Raw genomic sequence first — 1,338 nt, forward strand, 5'->3', positions numbered from 1 at the left:
GGCCTATAGGCAAGAAATGGTGTCTGCCCGGGTGTGTCACCCGGGACAAACCCCATCTAAACCGGGGCGCTAGCGGCTACGTCCACCCCAGCCAGCCCTGGCGTAGAGCCCTTCCTCGGCGACCGCGGCTGTGCCATAAAGCTCAGGGCCGATCTGTTTCTCCTCGGCTACCTTGGCCGTAGCAATCCGTTCGGCACGCACGATGGCGGCCTTGATCAGCGCAGGGAATTTCGGCCGTGCTGACTTGTCCGTGTGAGTCCAGCAGAACCACTCGCAAGCACGCCGGCGATGCTCAATGGGCATCCCGCGATGGTAGAAAATCATCGCTCTGATCCCGGAGTTCACCGCGCCTTCAATCATGTTCGTTGTCGAGCTGATCCCGAGCCCGTTCAGATCTTCATTCAGGTACGTGAACAGGTGACCGCGTCGCAAAGCGGTCTGCATGTTCTCGTACGCTTTGCGCAGCCGGTCATGGGTGTACCACCAGGTGCGGGTGCTGCGAATGCCTTGGGGCAACGCGCCGTTCCATTGCGCTGCGTAGGTGCGTTCGTTGATGAGGTCTTGGTGCTGGGCATGCCAGGCCGCGAAGGCGGCCATCCATTGGGCCGCGGCTTCTTGGGTGCGGATATTCGTGAGTTTTAGGCTCAAACTGCGTAATGACTTACCGGCTGGCAAGCGTGGGTTCAGGGTCAGGTAGGTGCGGACGTTGCGTTGGATATGAACCAGGCACCGCTGGATCTTCACGTTGGGCCAGAACTCTTTCATCGCTTTCATCAGCCCTGACCCGCCATCGGTGATGACGACTTTCGGTTCAGGGAAATGCTTCAGAAGCGCTGTCCACGCCGCTGATTTTTCTCGGTCGCACCATTGCCATCCAATGACGTTTCCTTGGGCGATAGCGATCAGCAGGCACCAGCCTTGCCGGATGTAGATTCCGTCGACTTGGATCTCGTCGAAGACTTCTGCGGTGTGGTTCAGGAAGGGATGGACGTTCCAGCACCAAGCGGTTTGGTGGCGGAAGGTCCGGCCGGTTCCTCCGCCGTGTTGTGCTTGGGTTTGTTTGCTCATGAGCCAGTTGACGAAGCTGGCGAGTTGGTTGCGTGCGGTGAGGTCTTCTCGTTTGAAGGTGGTGCTGGCGTTGCAGTTGAGGCAGCGCCATCGTTGCTTGCCGTTGCGTTTCCCGTTTTTCTTTTGGGGGCTTTGGCAGATACTGCATAGGTGGGTGTTTTGTCTTGTAAGGGTCACGCCTATGGGAACAAGATCCATGTGTGTCTTGATCCTGCCCCGGTTTTCCGGGGCAGGATCAAGATTGCAGACACCATTTATTGCCTATAGGCC

General features: G+C 58.1%; 1 protein-coding gene. It reads right to left on the minus strand.

The genetic code is table 11. The features are described from left to right. Positions 1-69: 69 nt before the first annotated feature. On the minus strand, positions 70-1,266 hold the full coding sequence (locus tag ACT3UA_RS18905) for an IS1249 family transposase (RefSeq protein ID WP_096283213.1): 1,197 nt from the start codon (positions 1,264-1,266) through the stop codon (positions 70-72). Positions 1,267-1,338 lie beyond the last annotated feature (72 nt).

The organism is Glutamicibacter sp. 363, from assembly GCF_052379505.1.
Classification (GTDB): domain Bacteria; phylum Actinomycetota; class Actinomycetes; order Actinomycetales; family Micrococcaceae; genus Glutamicibacter.

Bases quoted from the DNA above. Each gene is read 5' to 3' on its own strand.
- ACT3UA_RS18905 (WP_096283213.1), bottom strand. From the start codon at position 1,266: ATGGATCTTGTTCCCATAGGCGTGACCCTTACAAGACAAAACACCCAC.